This is a genomic window from Streptomyces sp. NPDC037288 (genome assembly GCF_055603265.1).
This window is the reverse complement of the sequence record NZ_JBVJVY010000022.1, coordinates 129,688-144,811: the sequence shown is the minus strand read 5'-3', so window position 1 is coordinate 144,811 and position 15,124 is coordinate 129,688. Positions and strand designations below refer to the sequence as shown.

At 73.0% G+C, this 15,124-nt stretch carries 17 protein-coding genes; 13 read left to right on the top strand and 4 right to left on the bottom strand.

Going from position 1 to position 15,124, the window contains the following annotated elements:
* Nucleotides 1–300: 300 nt before the first annotated feature.
* From ACZ7GZ_RS24355 to ACZ7GZ_RS24325, 7 genes are all read left to right on the top strand, one after another.
* Complete coding sequence (locus ACZ7GZ_RS24355) at nucleotides 301–600, top strand: hypothetical protein (protein WP_471027345.1); 300 nt, start codon at nucleotides 301–303, stop codon at nucleotides 598–600.
* Nucleotides 601–831: 231 nt separating this feature from the next.
* Nucleotides 832–1,779: a 3-oxoacyl-ACP synthase III family protein gene (locus tag ACZ7GZ_RS24350; RefSeq protein WP_471027343.1), complete on the top strand. Its 948-nt coding sequence runs from the start codon at nucleotides 832–834 to the stop codon at nucleotides 1,777–1,779.
* A complete protein-coding gene (locus ACZ7GZ_RS24345) occupies nucleotides 1,776–2,516 on the top strand; it encodes a glycosyltransferase family A protein (RefSeq protein ID WP_471027341.1) in 741 nt (246 codons plus the stop codon). Before ACZ7GZ_RS24350 ends, ACZ7GZ_RS24345 begins: the two co-directional genes overlap by 4 nt.
* Nucleotides 2,516–3,994 (top strand): class I adenylate-forming enzyme family protein, encoded by a 1,479-nt coding sequence (locus tag ACZ7GZ_RS24340; RefSeq protein WP_471027339.1) that lies wholly within the window; start codon nucleotides 2,516–2,518, stop codon nucleotides 3,992–3,994. The genes ACZ7GZ_RS24345 and ACZ7GZ_RS24340 overlap by 1 nt, the downstream gene beginning before the upstream one ends.
* Entirely contained in the window at nucleotides 3,991–4,752 is a 762-nt protein-coding gene (locus ACZ7GZ_RS24335; RefSeq protein ID WP_471027338.1) for a glycosyltransferase, read from the top strand. The genes ACZ7GZ_RS24340 and ACZ7GZ_RS24335 overlap by 4 nt, the downstream gene beginning before the upstream one ends.
* Nucleotides 4,749–5,888, top strand: coding sequence for a cytochrome P450 (locus ACZ7GZ_RS24330; protein WP_471027337.1), 1,140 nt, complete (start codon nucleotides 4,749–4,751; stop codon nucleotides 5,886–5,888). Before ACZ7GZ_RS24335 ends, ACZ7GZ_RS24330 begins: the two co-directional genes overlap by 4 nt.
* On the top strand, nucleotides 5,885–6,850 hold the full coding sequence (locus ACZ7GZ_RS24325; RefSeq protein WP_471027336.1) for an NAD-dependent epimerase/dehydratase family protein: 966 nt from the start codon (nucleotides 5,885–5,887) through the stop codon (nucleotides 6,848–6,850). The genes ACZ7GZ_RS24330 and ACZ7GZ_RS24325 overlap by 4 nt, the downstream gene beginning before the upstream one ends.
* On the opposite strand, the gene ACZ7GZ_RS24320 is transcribed toward ACZ7GZ_RS24325, so the two are convergent.
* Nucleotides 6,834–7,388: a DoxX family protein gene (locus tag ACZ7GZ_RS24320; RefSeq protein WP_471027335.1), complete on the bottom strand. Its 555-nt coding sequence runs from the start codon at nucleotides 7,386–7,388 to the stop codon at nucleotides 6,834–6,836. The two genes, ACZ7GZ_RS24325 and ACZ7GZ_RS24320, sit on opposite strands and share 17 nt — an antisense overlap.
* Nucleotides 7,389–7,566: 178 nt before the next feature.
* A complete protein-coding gene (locus tag ACZ7GZ_RS24315) occupies nucleotides 7,567–8,319 on the bottom strand; it encodes a helix-turn-helix transcriptional regulator (RefSeq protein ID WP_471027334.1) in 753 nt (250 codons plus the stop codon).
* Nucleotides 8,320–8,438: 119 nt separating this feature from the next.
* Between ACZ7GZ_RS24315 and ACZ7GZ_RS24310 the strand changes: the two genes are divergently transcribed.
* From ACZ7GZ_RS24310 to folE, 3 genes are all read left to right on the top strand, one after another.
* A complete protein-coding gene (locus tag ACZ7GZ_RS24310) occupies nucleotides 8,439–8,987 on the top strand; it encodes a DUF2231 domain-containing protein (RefSeq protein ID WP_471027332.1) in 549 nt (182 codons plus the stop codon).
* A 74-nt stretch (nucleotides 8,988–9,061) separates the two neighbouring features.
* The gene (locus ACZ7GZ_RS24305) at nucleotides 9,062–9,520 is read left to right on the top strand and encodes a hypothetical protein (protein WP_471027331.1); all 459 of its coding nucleotides are present in this window, start codon (nucleotides 9,062–9,064) and stop codon (nucleotides 9,518–9,520) included.
* Nucleotide 9,521: 1 nt separating this feature from the next.
* On the top strand, nucleotides 9,522–10,181 hold the full coding sequence (gene folE, locus ACZ7GZ_RS24300) for a GTP cyclohydrolase I FolE (protein ID WP_471027330.1): 660 nt from the start codon (nucleotides 9,522–9,524) through the stop codon (nucleotides 10,179–10,181).
* 84 nt (nucleotides 10,182–10,265) lie between these two features.
* Here folE and ACZ7GZ_RS24295 read toward each other — a convergent pair whose 3' ends face one another.
* A complete protein-coding gene (locus ACZ7GZ_RS24295; RefSeq protein ID WP_471027328.1) occupies nucleotides 10,266–11,180 on the bottom strand; it encodes a GNAT family N-acetyltransferase in 915 nt (304 codons plus the stop codon).
* A gap of 503 nt (nucleotides 11,181–11,683) precedes the next feature.
* Here ACZ7GZ_RS24295 and ACZ7GZ_RS24290 point away from each other — a divergent pair.
* Nucleotides 11,684–12,442 (top strand): IclR family transcriptional regulator, encoded by a 759-nt coding sequence (locus tag ACZ7GZ_RS24290; RefSeq protein ID WP_471027326.1) that lies wholly within the window; start codon nucleotides 11,684–11,686, stop codon nucleotides 12,440–12,442.
* 98 nt (nucleotides 12,443–12,540) lie between these two features.
* Nucleotides 12,541–13,722 (top strand): PP2C family protein-serine/threonine phosphatase, encoded by a 1,182-nt coding sequence (locus tag ACZ7GZ_RS24285; protein WP_471027325.1) that lies wholly within the window; start codon nucleotides 12,541–12,543, stop codon nucleotides 13,720–13,722.
* Here ACZ7GZ_RS24285 and ACZ7GZ_RS24280 read toward each other — a convergent pair.
* The gene (locus ACZ7GZ_RS24280) at nucleotides 13,719–14,144 is read right to left on the bottom strand and encodes an ATP-binding protein (RefSeq protein WP_471027324.1); all 426 of its coding nucleotides are present in this window, start codon (nucleotides 14,142–14,144) and stop codon (nucleotides 13,719–13,721) included. The genes ACZ7GZ_RS24285 and ACZ7GZ_RS24280 overlap by 4 nt on opposite strands.
* A gap of 194 nt (nucleotides 14,145–14,338) precedes the next feature.
* Between ACZ7GZ_RS24280 and ACZ7GZ_RS24275 the strand changes: the two genes are divergently transcribed.
* On the top strand, nucleotides 14,339–15,106 hold the full coding sequence (locus ACZ7GZ_RS24275; RefSeq protein ID WP_471027323.1) for an IclR family transcriptional regulator: 768 nt from the start codon (nucleotides 14,339–14,341) through the stop codon (nucleotides 15,104–15,106).
* Nucleotides 15,107–15,124 lie beyond the last annotated feature (18 nt).

Genomic DNA, 15,124 nt, shown 5'->3' with positions numbered 1-15,124 from the left:
ACGCCGGCACCTGCCGCAGGACTGTCTTCGCCTGGCTGACCCGCTACAACACCCGCCGTCGGCACTCCGCCAACGGCCAACTCAGCCCCAACGAATACGAACACCGACACCACACCGCTAAACTCACGCTCGCCGCGTGATCAATAACCGCGTGCCCACCTTCATGGGGGAAGGCCCGCGATCAAGCCCAGCGGTCGGTGACCACGCACCCCGGCCGTTCCACCGATGCGCAATCCAAAAGGGCGCCGCCGACGTACTGAGAGTAGGGCCGTAGTCCGGAAAGAAGAGGGTGCATCCATCATGCGAGTACAAGGCGCGAGGCGTCTCGTCGCGGCGTCCGCGGCCGGCCTGCTGATGGCCGGCGGCGCTGCGATCGGCGCAGCAGGCACGGCAGCAGCAGCCCCGGCCGTACACACCGGTGTGATCACCAACCAGTGCTTCGACCACGACGACTGGCGCTGCTTCGACCACGGCGGGTTCCGCTTCGACCACCGAGGCTTCTGCTTCCACCACCCCAGGTTCTGTTTCGACCACCGCTTCGACCACCGCTTCGACCACCGGTTCGACAACGGAGTGATTGTGATCATCGTGGGCCGCTAGCGGTCACCGCAGGCGATCGAGGGCGCGCCCGCGGGCGCGCCCTCCGCAGTGTGCCGTGTGCGCGGGAGACCTGGTGGGCGCCGTCTACCTAGGCGAGTTGAGTAGGGGTGCTCAGGCAGGCCGTCCGTGTCCGCTCATAGCGTCCATCCCATGCACACAGACCAGGCTGTTCGAGGTCCGGTGCTCCGGGTGGGCATCACGTCAGTGGCGTCCTGCCTGCCGGAGCTCGAGGTGACCTCCCAGCACTTGCAGGAGCAGATCTCCACGGCATCCGGGCTGCGGTTGCCTGCGCGGATACTCGAACGCGTCACCGGGATCTCCTCGCGCCGGGCCGTGGCGGAGGGCGAGTACGCCTCGACGCTCGCGGTGCGGGCGGCGCGTACCGCACTGGCCCGGGCCGGACTGGCTCCGTACGACGTGGACCTGCTGGTGTTCGCCTCCGCCACGCGGGACATGGCCGAACCGGCGACCGCCCACGTCGTCCAGGCCGAGCTGGGCTCGCGGGCGCACGCCCTGGACGTGACGAACGCGTGCAACAGCTTCGTCAACGGAATGGACACGGCGCGGGCGATGATCCTGGCCGGCCGGGCCCGCCGGGCCTTGGTGGTCACCGGGGAGACCCCGAGCCGGGCGGTGCGGCACGCCCCTTCCGGCCCCGGCCAGCTCCGGGACGGCTTCGCGGGTTACACCTTCGGTGACGCGGGAGCCGCGGTCGTGCTGGAGGCCGTGGAACAGGGCGGCATCCTCGATGTCGACACCGAGACGCACTCCGAGCACTGGCAGGTCGGCGGGATCTTCGGTGGCGGTTCGCGTCACCCCCGCGGGGACGAGCACACGTACTTCCGCGGCGACGGGACCGAGCTGCGCGAGGTGTTCGAGAAGATCGGCACGTCCGTGCTGGACCGGATGACGCTGCGCACCGGGCTGGCCTGGGGCGACTTCCGGTACATCCTGGTGCACCAGGTCACCGTGCCGTACCTGGAGCGGTTCGTGGAGCTCACCGGCATACCCCGAAACCGGCTCGTCGTCACGGTTCCCGAGCTCGGCAACATGGCCAGCGCCACGTTGGGCGTGCAGCTCGACCGGGTCCACCGACGGCTGCTGCCCGGCGACCGGGTGCTGTTCGTGGGTCTGGGCGGTGGCGTGAGCCTGATGACGATGGTGTGGGAGAAGGCATGAGTGCCCTGTGGGTGGTGGTGCCCGCGCACCAGGAGGCCACGCGGATCGGCGGCACGCTGGACGCGCTCGCGGCCCAGCGGGACCGCGACTTCACGCTCGTCGTCGTGGACAACGCCTCGACCGACGCCACGGCGGCGATCGCGTACGACTTCGCCCGCCGGGCGCCCTTCCCGGTCCATGTCCTCAGCGAGCCGGAGAAGGGCGTCGGCTGTGCGGTGGACACCGGCTTCCGGTACGCCATCGGCAAGGGCGCGACGCTGCTGGCCCGCACCGACGCCGACTGTCTGCCGCGCCCCGGCTGGACGGCCGCCGCCCGCGACGCCCTGCGGCAGGGCGCAGGCCTGGTGTGCGGTCGTATCGACGCACGTCGCGACGAGCACGGACCGCTCGGGCGTGCCACCTTCCGCACGCTGGTCCGCGTCGCCGCGTTCTTCGGCCGGGTGCGCCCCGCGCACTGGCGCCGGCACGGCTACCTCGCGCCGTACCGGATGCACGCCGGCAACAACATGGCCGTCACGGCCGCCCTGTACGAAGCCGTCGGCGGTATGCCGCGCCGTCCCTCCCCCACCGACCGCCTCTTCCTCAACCGGGTCCGGCGCCGCACCACCGCCGTCGTCCACGCCCGCGCCATGGTCGTCGAGAACTCCACCCGGCGGCTGCGTGCCTACGGGCTGGTCGGCACGGCCCGCTGGTACCTGGACCGAGGTCCCGGCCGGCACACGGAGGACCCGCGCTGATGCTCGACACACTCGTCCATGCCCTGCGCAAGAGCCCCGACCGGCCCGCCGTCCTCGGCACCGCCGGGAACGCGGCGGTACGCGTCAAGGCCACCTGCGGGGACCTGGCCGACCTCACCGACCGTTACGCCGCTGCCCTGCACGCACGGGGCATCGCACGCGGCAGCACCGTCGGCGTCGCGGTACGGCCCGGTCCCCGGGCGCTGGCCGTGATGCTCGCCGTACACCGACTCGGGGCGCGGGCCGCGGTACTCGACCCCGGCGCGGGGCCGGACGTGCTGCGCGCCCGGCTCGCCCTCGCCCGGCCCGATGTCGTTCTCGCCGACGCCACCGCGCAGGCGGTCGCCGGGTGGGCCCGACCGCTCGCCCGCCGGGCGCGCCTGGCCCTGCCGGACCTGGCGACGCTGGGGCCGGTGGCCACGGTCGGGCCCCAACTGCCGGGCTGCCCCCCGGCGTTGGAGGCCGGTGTCCGGTCGGTGGTCCCGCCGCGTCCGGTGGACGAGGACGGCGACGCGGTCATCGTCTTCACCTCGGGCACCACCTCACGGCCCCGCGCGGTGGTGCACACCCGTTCCTCGCTCGCCGCCGGGATGGCCACGGTGAGCGACCTGGTCCGCGTGCAGGCCGAGCGGCCGGTGCTGGGCGGGACGTTCTTCGTCCTCGTGCCGTCCCTGGCGAGCGGCGCGCCGGTCGCGCTGCCCGCCCGCTCGCCGCGCGTTCTGGCCCGGCAGCTGCGCCGACTGGACCCGCAGGCCACCTATCTGACGCCACCGCAGCTGCGGATGCTGCTCGCCGCGGGGGCCCGGTTCACCGGGCGGGTGTGGACGGGGTCGGCTCCGGCGAGTGCCGACCTGCTCACCCGCCTCAGGCAGGCGGGCGCGCAGGAGGCGTGGGGCGTGTACGCGCTGACCGAGCTGTTCCCGGCCGCCGCGGTGGAACAGGCCGACAAGGCCGCCTTCACCGGCGGGGGCGATCTGGTGGGCGCTCCGCTGCCGGGGGTGACGGCCAGGACGGACGCCTCGGGTGAACTGCTGCTGTCCGGCCCGTCGGCCCGGGACCGTTACCTGGGCGAGGAACCGGAGCCGTGGGTCGCCACCGGTGACCGTGCGCACCTGGAGGGCGGCCGGATCGTGCTGCAGGGCCGCCTGAAGGACATGGTGCTCAGGCACGCGGAGAACATCTACCCGGGGTTGTACGAGCCGGCGCTGCACGTGCCGGGGGTCGAACTGGCCCTGCTGGTCGGGGTACCGGCCGGTGACGGCGATGAACGCCTGGTCGCCGTCGTGCAGCCGGGCCGGGGTGCCGACCGCGCGGCGCTGCGGGCCGCGCTGAGCGGTCCGCTGGAGCGGATGGGGTCCGCGCGGCCGGACGCGGTGCTGCTGGCCGACATTCCGCTGTCCGGGCGCTCCCGCAAGCCGGACCGCGCCGCCACCGCCCGCCTGGCCGCCGCCCGTCTGGCGGAAAGGGCCCGGGGATGAGCGCGCCGCTGTGGGTGGTCGTACCGGCCCACAACGAGGAGGCCGGGATCGGGGCCACCCTCGCGGCGCTCGCCGCCCAGACCGACACCGGCTTCGCCCTGGTCGTCGTCGACAACGCCTCCACGGACGCGACCACGGAGGTCGTGCGCCGCTTCGCCGCCGCCGCGCCCTTTCCCGTGCACCTCGTCGGCGAGGAGGAGCCGGGCGCCGGGGCCGCCGCCGACACCGGATTCCGGTACGCCATCGGGCAGGGCGCCGCACTGCTCGCACGGACCGACGCCGACTGTGTGCCCGCCGCGGACTGGATCGCGGCGGTGCGCAGGGAGTTCGGACGCGGCACGGAGCTGGCCTGTGGCCGGAGCGTGCCACGCCGGGACGAGCACCCCTCGCTCGCCGAGCGGTACCTGCTGCCCGCGGTGATCCGTGCGACCGCGCTGTACGGCCGGTACCGCAAGGAGCACCGCCACCCGCGCTACCGCGCGCCGTACGTGCTGTGCCACGGCCACAACCTCGCCGTCACGACCGCCCTGTACCTGCGCTGCGGGGGCACACCGCGCGTCCCTCTGCAGGGGCCGCCCGAGGACGTGATCTTCCTCAACCGGGCGCGCGCCCACAGCGACCGGATCGCCCGGGCCGAGGGGATGGTGGTCCACACCAGCCTGCGCCGTCTGCGGGCGTGGGGCGCGCGCCGGACCCTCCTGTGGTCCTGGGACCGACGCTACTGCCCCGCCGACACGAAAGAGGTACACGTCCGATGACCGCCGCGCCCATCCCGTCCGGCGTCCGGGCGGCACGCCGCCGCGACCGACGCGTGTACACCCGCTCCCACCCCGCGCTGTTCGCCCTGCTCGCCGCCACCCGCCGCCGGACGGTGACCCGGCTCGGAGGAACGGTGCTGGTGCACGGCGGTGATGCGTACCGGCACGCCCTCACCCGTGTTCCGCTGGACCGCGGCGCGGCCGGCACCACGGGCGGCGCGGCGCGGGAGCTGTCCGCCGGCGGGACGCTGTTCGACCAGGAGGGCGCCGGTCACCGTGCCACCCGCCGTGCGGTGGCCGAAGGCCTCGGCGTGGCCGGGGTGGAGCGGCTGCGCCCGGTGTGGCGGGAGGTCCTGACCCACCGCCTCGCCCCGCTCGCCACCGGCCGCACGGTCGACCTGGTACCGCTGGCACGCGAACTGGCCGGTGCCACCGTCTGTGCGCTGCTCGGTACGGGCGGGGACCCGGAGGGTGTGGCCGAGGCGGCCGCCCGCGCGGCGGCCGCCGCCGTACGCGACCACCTGCCCGGGCCCCGGCTGCCCGGCACCGCCCGGGCGGCGGCCGCGGCGACGGCGCGGCTGGAGGCCCTGCTCACAGCGGACGGCCCGCCCGACGAGACCGGGGAAACGGCCTTGCGAGCGATGCTTGCGGTCGCCGCCGTCAACACCACGGTCGCAGCGCTCCCGCGCGCCGCCGCCTGGTGTGCCGACGCGGCGCTGTGGGACCAGGCGGCCGACGACCGGCTGCGGCCGACCCTGGTGACCGAACTGCTGCGGGTGATCGCTCCCTCCCCGCTGCTGCCGCGCGCGGCAGCGGCCGGCGCCGCCCTCGACGGGTGCCCGGTACGGGCGGGGGACCGCCTGATCCTGGTGGCACGGCACGCGGCCCGAGCCCACACCGATCCCCCGGACGCCCGCGTCCCCGCACCGCCCGACGTCGCCCAGCTCGTCTTCGGCGCCGGACCCCACGCCTGCCCCGGCGCGCGCCTGGCCCGCGCACAGCTCGACGACGCTCTCGCCGCACTCGCGCCCCACCGCCCCGGCGTCGTACGGGCCCGCGTCGACCGGACCGCGGCCCTGCCCGGCTGGCGTTCCCTGACCGTCCGCTCCACCACCAGCCCCGCGGAGGACCGATGACCACGATCGCCGTCACCGGGGCGAGCGGCTTCTGCGGCTCCCATGTCGCCGTCACGGCTGCCGCCCGGGGCGCCGAGGTGCTGTGTGTGGGGCGCCGCCCCGGCCCGGTCGGCCGGCACGTGCCGTGGGACGCCGTCCGCGAGGTGCCGGACCTGGCCGGCGCCGACCTCGTGGTGCACTGCGCGGCGGCGGTCGGCGACCCGGTGCCCGGCTCCGCCGCCGAGGCGGCGATGCGTGCCGTCAACGTCGACGGCACGGCACGGCTCCTCCAGGCCGCCGCCGGCCGACCGGTGGTCTGGGTGAGCAGCGCCAGTGTCTACGCGCCCGGCCCCGGCCGGGGCCGGATCACCGAGGACCATCCGGTGCGCGGCCAGCTGAACGCCTACGGCCGCACCAAGGCCGCCGGTGAGACGCTGGCGCTCGCCGCCGGTGCCGTGGTGCTGCGCCCCCGGGCGGTCTACGGTGCCGGGGATCCCCACCTGGTGCCGCGGCTGTTGTCCCGCGTCCGGGCCGGCCTGCTTCTGCTGCCCGGTCCGAGCGTCCGCCTCAGCCTGACGGCCGTCGAGAACCTCACCGAAGCGTGTCTGGCCGCCGCCGACTGGCCGCCGGGCGCCTACAACATCGCCGACCCGGCGCCGTACGACCGGGACCGGGCCGTACAAGCAGTCCTGCATGCCCACGGCATACGGGCCCGGATCCGTCACGTCCCGGCAGCGGTCGCCCGCACCGCGGCGATCACCGCCCAGTCGCTGGCCCGGCTGCGCCCGCACACAGAGCCGTTCCTGACCCCTTACGCGGTCGACCAGCTGGCCAACTCCGTTGTCCTTGACGTGTCCAGGGCCGAGGACCAGGGGTGGACGGGCGGTCGCGGGCTGCGGGACTACACCGCGGCCCTGCCTGCCAGGTCAGCGGGTACCGAACCGGCGCCGCGTGCACGGTCTGCGTTCAGAGAGCGAGTGTGACCGCGGCGGCGGCGCCGCCGAGGCCGAGGGCCAAGGCCCCCTCCGCCCAGCCGCCCTTGCCCCAGCGGAAGAAGCGGTCGGCGGCCAGTCCGCCCGGACCGATGGCCGCGACGGCCAGGGCGACGACGGCGATACACACGCTGTACTCCACGCCGCCGTCCGCGTCCCACAGGCCGTGCGCGCCGGTGACCGTGACCATCGCGTTGATCATGACCCCGATCAGGGCGGCAGCCGCCAGCGGCGTCAGCAGCCCGAGGGCCAGGCCGAGTCCGCCGAGCAGCTCGGACAGACCCCCGATCGCGGCGAAGAGCTTTCCCGGGTGATAGCCCAGGGCCGCGAACCCCTTGCCGGTCGCGGTCAGGCCCGGGCCCCCGAAGAGCCCGAAGACTTTCTGAGCTCCATGGGCGGCCATCAGCAGGCCGAAGGTCACTCTGATGAGCAGCAGGCCGACATCGGCGGCGGTCACCGTGGAGGCGGCTGCGGGATGCGCTGCCGGTTCCGTGGAACGAGCGGCACGGTTCAGGATGCGCTTGGTCATGGCAGATGCTCCGGTCGGAACGCCAGAACGGGCGTTTCCCCCAGCTCGGGCCGATACCGAGCAACCGGCGACGGGCGGGCCCCGCGCAGCGTCGCAGAGCCTGCTCCCCCGATCCTTGCGCTGAGGGCGGTGTCGTGCATCTGGGCGGTGGCCCTCCGGGGGGCGGCGGGGGTCGCCCTCAGCGGTCCTGGGGCATCCGGTCGTCACGCTCGGGGCCGCTCGGGCCCAGCCGCACGCAGCATTCCCCGGGCTCGGGGGCGAGGACGGCGTGGACTCCGTTGACCTGAAGGCCGTCGAGGTAGCCGCTGAGGAATGCCTGGTTCATGCCGCAGACCAGGTCGGGGGCCTTCGCTGCCAGCGGGTGGAAGGGGCAGTTGCGGAGGCGGAGCCGGGTGGGGTCTTCCCGGACCGGTTCATAGCCGTACTGGTCCAGTAGCCGCTCGCAGGCGGTCAGTCCGCGCTCGGGGCCCAGCCGTCCCGGGCGGGTCTCCTCCCGCGCGGCCTCGCCCATCTGCCGACCCCGCTGGTCGGCCGTGCGCATGGCCGCCTGCGTCGCGTTCTCGCCTGCGCCCTCGGTCAGGACGGCGTCCAGGAGCAGGTCGGCCAGCAGTTCGTGACGGCGGTCGGGGATGGTCACGGTGATCTGGGTGTCGGTGGGTTCGTACACCTTCGGCTGTCTGCCGACCTTGCGGATGCCGCCCGGTGTTTCGTAGCGGGCGCGCAGCAGGCCGGCGTCGACGAGTTTGTCGAGGTGGAAGGCGGCGAGCTTGCGGGATATGCCGACGCTGGCGGCGGCCTCGTCGCGGGTGACGGCTCGGCGGGCCCGCCGGATGAAGGTGAACATGCGCCGGCGCGAGTCCTCGTTCAGGACGCTGACGGAGTCGAGGGCCGTGTCGGCCGCGTCGGCCTGCGGAGTCGGGTCGAAAGCCACGAGAACACGGTAACTCCCACCCGGCTGGGTGCAACTGTCCCTTGGCTCTCTGTTCTGCACGGCTTGACGCCCCTCCGGAATAAGACCAACATCTATTGGTGAAACCCCTGGAGGTTGCGATGGTCAATGAGCCACAGCTTCAGGCGAAGCGTCCGGTCAGCGCCACGCTCGCCGGCCCGTACGGCCACCCGTTCCACCCGATCCTGGTGACCGTGCCGATCGGCGCCTGGGTGACCAGCCTGGTGTTCGACATCGCGTCCCACGTCGTGCACCGTCCGGGCTTCCTGACCCAGTCCTCGGAGTGGCTGATCGCGGTCGGGGTGATCGGTGCCCTGCTGGCGGCCACGGTCGGATTCCTCGACCTGTTCGCGATCCCCAGCGGCACCCCGGCCTTTCGCACCGCCCTGGTCCACATGGCGCTGAACCTGCTGGTGACCGCCGCCTACGCCGTCAACTTCCTGTGGCGGTACGGCGATCACGCCGGTGGTGGAAGCGTCGGCATCGGGCGGCTCGTCCTGTCGGCACTGAGCGTGGCCGCCCTGGGCGTCTCGGGATTCCTCGGCGGCAAGCTCGCCTACCGCTACGGCGTCCGGGTCGCCGACGAGGGCACCCAGGCCGAGGGATTCGCCACGGACCGCAGCCCGGGGAGCGCCCGCTCCGTCGCGTGACCCGGCTCGCGCGACCGTCACGGCGGCCGGTCTCCTCCGGTTGCCTCCAACCCCGTCCTCACCTGGGAGTTCCCATGAACATCGCCGCACTGATCACCTGGGTGGTCACCGCCCTGGGCGGCTTCTACATGCTCGGCACCTGGATCCAACGCGGCGGAATCCAGCAGCAGCAATCCGGCACCAGCCGCCTGCCCGCACCCGTCGTCTTCGGGCACTTCGCCCTGGCCGCGATCGGGCTGGTGGTGTGGATCATCTACGTCGTGGCCGACAAGAACGCCCTGGCCTGGACCTCGTTCGGTCTACTGCTGCCCGTCGCCCTGCTGGGATTCGTGATGCTCGCCCGCTGGCTGCCCGTCTACCGCGACCGGACCACGGCCGGGATGGCTCCGGCCACCGCGACGGCTGCCGGCGCCGAAGGGGCCGTCCCCGCCGAACGGCACTTCCCCCTTGCGGTGGTGCTGGCACACGGTCTGTTCGCCGTGGTCACCCTCGTCCTGGTCCTGCTCACCGCCCTGGGCGTCGGGGGCAGCTGACATGAGCCAGCGGCCTCAGCACCGCGCCAACGCCCGCATAGACCGCACCGACGAGGAGGAAACAGCCCCCGCACGGCCCGCGCTGCGGGTCGTCCACGAGCCCGGCGGTATCGACCTGGCCGCCGCGGAAGCCGCGGCCGGCCAGTTCCTCACCGCACTCGGTATCTCCCCCGCCTCGGAGAGCCTGCGCGGCACACCGGGGCGGATGGCCCGCGCGTACGCCGAACTGTTCAGCCCGCGCCCGTTCGACCTGACCACCTTCCCCAACGACGAGGGCTACGACGAACTCGTCCTGGCCCGCCGCATTCCGGTCCGCTCCGTGTGCGAGCACCATCTGCTGCCGTTCGTCGGCACCGCCCACGTCGGCTACCTGCCGGGCGCCCGCATCCTCGGCCTGTCGAAGCTGGCCCGCGTCGTCGAGCACTTCGCCTGCCGGCCGCAGGTCCAGGAACGCCTGACCAAGCAGGTGGCCGACTGGCTGCAGACACACCTGGAACCCAAGGGCGTCGGTGTGGTCATCGAGGCCGAGCACTCCTGCATGACCCTGCGCGGCGTCCAGGCCACCGGCTCCAGCACCATGACCTCCACCCTGCTCGGCCTGCTGCGGTCCGACGCCCGTTCCCGGAGCGAGTTCCTGGCCCTGACCGGCGTGGCCTCATGACCACGGGCCACCGGCGCCCCGCGTCCACGCTCGTCCGTCGTGCCCCGCGTCCCACGCTCGTCCGTCGTGGCGCGGGGAGTCACGTCAGGCCGCGGAGCGGGGAAGGTCGATGGAGCGACTTTCCTCCACGACCTGGTAGCCGGCGCTCGTGTACAGGTTCATGGCCACCTCGTTGCCGCCCCACACGGTGAACATCAGTGCCGAGTCGCCGGCTGCGAGCGTGGCCTGTTCGCCGGCCGCCATCGCGGCCCGCCCGTACCCTTTGCCGCGGTAGCGCTCCTGGATATAGAGCGAGTAGCCGTAAGTGACGCCCTTGAGATACCCGTGCTTCAACCAGCCGGTGCCGATCTGCTCTCCCGCCGCCTCCAGCACCAGCAAGGTGGTGTCGGGCGTTGCCAGGCCCTCGGGAAGCAGGTCCGCGAAGTCGCGGTCGGACTTGCGTACGGCCTCCTCGGGGCTCATGGCTCCCGCCCGGACGATGTCACCGACGTAGGCGACCTTCTCGGCGGCCAGCCACTCGGGATACTCGGCGCGTGTCATCGGCCGTGCCGTGACGCCGTCGAGTGGTTCCGGCGGGGAGTCGACGCGCCGCGTTCTGAGCTGGCCGCGAACCTCGTAATCGGCGAACAGTGTGCCGGCGGGCTCGGTGAGCCGTATGCCCAGCCGGCGTGCGCCGCGCTGCGCGCACCACTCCTCGGCCCAGTCCCGGGCGGCCTGCTCGTGCCCCCGGCCGGCGTGCGCCGCGTCCACGCGGAGGTCGCCGATGCGACCCGCGAGCGCGCCGTCGTGGTCGGCGACGACCACGGCGACGTGTCCCACACGGTTCCCGGCATCCGTGATCTCGGCGACGGTCCAGTCACCGATGCCGTCGCGCGCCTTCTCAAGCATGCCCTCCGCCGCGGCAGCGCCGAGCCCGGCCGCCGCGTACCGAGCGTGCAGCCGCCGCTCGAAGTCCTGCCGCCATTCCGTGGTGTCACCAAGCACGCTGAAATCTGTCACCCGGTCACACTAGGCCACCTTGTCATGGACCTGAACTGCATTACAGCAGGCCCACCGCGGGGACCGCGACGTTGAGGGGCCCCAGGCCGATGGGATCGGCAGTCCTGCCCAGCACCCCGCCCGTGGACGCCCCGTCAGCACTGTCACCCGCGGGCGGCGCGGGGAACCGCGCGGGGCCGGGTACCAGGCCACCCATCGGAGCGGAGCCGGCCCGAGGAGCTGCTGCCGACGTCCCTGCCGCGTACACACCGAGGCCGCCGACAGTGAGAAGAGCGGCAGCCGCGATCCGGAAAGACTTGATCATTGCGATCCTTCGAAGCGTTTCGTTGTCTTGTGGCACGTTCTCCGGGCACGACACTCACCTATCCGAGGTGGGGATCGCCGTATCGACGCGCGGGCCGGTCCACCGGTGACGCCCGCCTCGTACAGCAAGGGACCAGGTGGCGGGGCTCCGCGGTGATCCCCGCCTTGCCCGTACCACGCGTCCGGAGCAGTCTGGTCCTATGAGCGCTCAGGACGGCCCCACGCTCATCTCGTCCGTGCAGCGGGCCTTCCGATTGCTGGAGGCGGTGAGCGCGCACGAGAACGGCGCGCCGGCGAAACAGCTGGCACGCGAGACCGAGCTGCCCTTGGCCACCGCGTATCACCTGCTGCGCACCCTGGTGCACGACGGATACGTGCGGAAACTGGACGACGGCTGCTTCGTCCTTGGCGACAGACTGGACTCCCTGCACTCGGCCGGCCGCACACAGACGCTGCTCAGTCGCATCCGCCCCACGCTCACCGCCCTGCGGGACGAGCTGTCCACCGCCGCCTACCTCACGTTCTACGAGGACGGTGAGATCAGGGTCGCCGAGATCGTCGACGGGCCCCGTACACCACGGGTGGATCTCTGGGTGGGGTTCGAGGACGCCGGACATGCCACCGCTCTGGGCAAGTCGGTGCTGCGTGAGCTGGACGAGGACGCCCGCCGGGAGTATCTGTCCAGGCACCACCGCCCCGACCTCACACCACGGACGATCACCAGTCTTCCGGAGCTGCTGCGCAGGATCGAGTCGTCCCCCCTGGCGCCGGCCGTCACGGACCTGGAGGAGTACTCGCTGGGCACGGTGTGCGTCGCCGTGCCCGTCTACCGCGGCGGCACACTCGGCTCGCTCGGCGTCTCCCTGCCCGTGGAACGACAGGCCCAGATCCAGGAGATCCGGAGACGGCTGCTGCCGATCGCGAGCCGTATCACCAGAAGTCTCTCGCTCACTATCTGAAAATCCGCTCCTTGTGGCTGCCGCACCCAGCCCGTTTCCTTGACGAAAGGGACATTCCGGGTGTGCACCCCTGTACAGGCGAGGACTGCGGACGAAACATGAGTCAGGCCCGACACCATGGCGGCGACCACCGGCCGAGGCTGTTCAGAAAGCCTGCGGCCGACACCTGGGGATCGGTTTGCCGGCGTGCCGCCGGTCGGCTGGCCCCCAGACTGCCCGTGCTGCCGGTCCTGGTCCTCGTCGTCATCGTGCTCATGCACCTCGCCGGAGGGGCGGGCATGGTATGGCTGCCGCTGCTCGCGTCCGGACCGGCGCTGGCCGTCGCCACCAACAGGCCGCGCGGGGTGCTCTGCGCCGGTCTTCTCGCCACGGCGCTGGGCGCGACGCTGGGCATCGGAAGCGGCGTGCCCGCCGGTGAGCTGACGGCCGTACTGTCCGCCCTGCTGGCCGTCACGGCGGCGAGCGGCCTGGCCAGCGCGCTGCACGGCCGGCGTGAGCGGGTCCTCGCGGCCGTCCGCTCGGTCGCCGAGGCCGCCCAGCACGCCGTCCTCCAGCCCGTCCCGGAGACCGTCGGACCGTTCCGGGTGGCCGTCCGCTACAGCGCCGCGGCGGCGGAGGCCCGGATCGGCCGGGATCTCTACGCCCTGGTGCCCACCCCGCACGGCGTCAGGCTGATCGTCGGCGACGTGCGGGGCAAGGGGCTGCCCGCCGTGGGGACCGCCGCGCTCGTGCTCGGGGTGTTCCGCGAGGCCGCGCATGACGAGCCCGACCTGCTCGCCGTCGTCAGCAGGATCGAGCGGAGCCTGGCCCGCAACCTCGGCCCCGACGACTTCGTCACCGCCGTGGTGGCCGGATGTCCCCGGTCCGGAGACCTGGAGGTCGTCAACTGCGGACACGCGCCGCCGCTGCTGATCTCCGCGTCCGGGGACGTCAGGGCGGTGGAGCCCACCCACCCCGCGCCGCCTCTCGGGCTGCGTGCCCTCTCGGGCCAGGCTCCTCGTCTGCAGCGGCTGCCCTTCGCGGCGGGAGAGCAGCTGCTGCTCTACACCGACGGGGTCACCGAGGCCCGCGATCAGGCCCGCGAGTTCTACCCGCTCGCCGAAGGGGTGGCGCGTCATGTCTGCGACGAGCCGGCCCGCACACTCACCGCGCTGCACGACGAGCTGCTGGCGCATGTGGGCGGCCGGCTGCACGACGACGCCGCCCTGCTCCTGATCCGCAAGCAGACCGCGGACCACGGACAGGCCACCGTGCCGTCACCCGTGGAGGCCGCGCTCTAGACCGCGACGAGATCGGCCCAGCGGGTGATGCCGCCCGGGTCGACGCGTATGCCATGGCGGGTCGCCAGGGCGTGGATGATCGTCTCGCCCCGGCCGTGCTCGTCCGGGTCGACCCCGGCGCGGGACCCGCCCGCCGGGAGCGCTGCTCCCGCGTCGGTGACCTCGACGCGCAGGGTGCCCGCGCCGTCGCCGGGCACCCACGACAACCGGAGTACGGCCGGGGGGCGGGCGTGCAACAACGCGTTGGTGACCAGCTCCGACACCACGAGGAGAGAGTCCTCGACCAGCTCCGGAAACACCCTCCACTCGGCGAGGACCGCCGCAGCACGTCGGCGTACGGCCGAGACGGCGCCGGGGACGGGGGGCACCGGACACACGTGTTCGCAAGCCGCCCGAAGCAGTGTGTTCAGCTGAGCCGTCATGGTCTCTCCCCATGGTCTGTGCTGCCGGTCCGGCGCTGTGTCCCCACGCATTCCGGCTTCGCAGCAACCTATGAAGACAAATCAGGCACGTCAATGAACAGCGGTCGGCATTACCGAACGCCCGTCCTTCTGTGCGACCCCAAGCGCCGTCCGCCCGCGAAGCGAAGCATCCGTGGCGGTAATAGGCTCGCCTCATGGCCGGCCCAGTCCAGTCGATCGAACGGGCGGCGGCGATCCTGCGCCTGCTCGCCGGTGGGCCCCGCCGACTCGGGCTCGGTGAGGTGGCGGCCTCGCTCGGACTGGCGAAGGGCACCGCCCACGGCATCCTGCGCACACTCCAGCACGTGGACTTCGTCGAGCAGGACGCGGCGACCGGGAAATACCAGCTCGGAGCCGCCCTGCTGCACCTCGGCACCAGCTACCTGGACGTCAACGAACTCCGCTCGCGCTCCCTGAACTGGGCCGACGCCCTCGCCGCCCGCAGCGGGGAGGCGGTACGCCTGGGCACCCCCCTGGAGGGCAGCGTGCTCATCGTCCACCACGTGTTCCGGCCGGACGACACCTTCCAGACCCTGGACGTGGGCGCGCTGCTGCCCCTGCACGCCTCCTCACTCGGCAAGGTACTGCTGGCCTTCGGGACCGCGGCGATCGAGCCCGACGACAAGCCGGGCCTGGAGGCGTACACCCGCCACACGCTGGTCGATCGCGAGCGGCTCACCCGGGCGCTCGCCGAGGTGCGGGAACTCGGCTGGGCCGCCGAGATCCAGGAGATGAGCATGGGCGAGGCCGGGCTCGCCTCGCCCATCCGCGGCCACGGCGGCCTCGTCGTCGGCGCCATCGGCTTGTCCGGGCCGGTCGAACGGATCTGCGACAGCCAGGGCCGTCCCCGCCCGAGTCTGATCACCCTGATCCGTGAAGCGGCGCGCGCGATCTCCCGAGACCTGGGAGCCGCCCGCTGGTAGGCCAGGACAGCCGCCCCT

Excerpts from the sequence above, each read along its gene's own strand:
- ACZ7GZ_RS24355 (WP_471027345.1), top strand. The coding sequence starts at position 301 with ATGCGAGTACAAGGCGCGAGGCGTCTCGTCGCGGCGTCCGCGGCCGGC.
- ACZ7GZ_RS24345 (WP_471027341.1), top strand. The coding sequence starts at position 1,776 with ATGAGTGCCCTGTGGGTGGTGGTGCCCGCGCACCAGGAGGCCACGCGG.
- ACZ7GZ_RS24340 (WP_471027339.1), top strand. The coding sequence starts at position 2,516 with ATGCTCGACACACTCGTCCATGCCCTGCGCAAGAGCCCCGACCGGCCC.
- ACZ7GZ_RS24335 (WP_471027338.1), top strand. The coding sequence starts at position 3,991 with ATGAGCGCGCCGCTGTGGGTGGTCGTACCGGCCCACAACGAGGAGGCC.
- ACZ7GZ_RS24330 (WP_471027337.1), top strand. The coding sequence starts at position 4,749 with ATGACCGCCGCGCCCATCCCGTCCGGCGTCCGGGCGGCACGCCGCCGC.
- ACZ7GZ_RS24325 (WP_471027336.1), top strand. The coding sequence starts at position 5,885 with ATGACCACGATCGCCGTCACCGGGGCGAGCGGCTTCTGCGGCTCCCAT.
- ACZ7GZ_RS24320 (WP_471027335.1), bottom strand. The coding sequence starts at position 7,388 with ATGACCAAGCGCATCCTGAACCGTGCCGCTCGTTCCACGGAACCGGCA.
- ACZ7GZ_RS24310 (WP_471027332.1), top strand. The coding sequence starts at position 8,439 with ATGGTCAATGAGCCACAGCTTCAGGCGAAGCGTCCGGTCAGCGCCACG.
- ACZ7GZ_RS24305 (WP_471027331.1), top strand. The coding sequence starts at position 9,062 with ATGAACATCGCCGCACTGATCACCTGGGTGGTCACCGCCCTGGGCGGC.
- folE (WP_471027330.1), top strand. The coding sequence starts at position 9,522 with ATGAGCCAGCGGCCTCAGCACCGCGCCAACGCCCGCATAGACCGCACC.
- ACZ7GZ_RS24290 (WP_471027326.1), top strand. The coding sequence starts at position 11,684 with ATGAGCGCTCAGGACGGCCCCACGCTCATCTCGTCCGTGCAGCGGGCC.
- ACZ7GZ_RS24285 (WP_471027325.1), top strand. The coding sequence starts at position 12,541 with ATGAGTCAGGCCCGACACCATGGCGGCGACCACCGGCCGAGGCTGTTC.
- ACZ7GZ_RS24280 (WP_471027324.1), bottom strand. The coding sequence starts at position 14,144 with ATGACGGCTCAGCTGAACACACTGCTTCGGGCGGCTTGCGAACACGTG.
- ACZ7GZ_RS24275 (WP_471027323.1), top strand. The coding sequence starts at position 14,339 with ATGGCCGGCCCAGTCCAGTCGATCGAACGGGCGGCGGCGATCCTGCGC.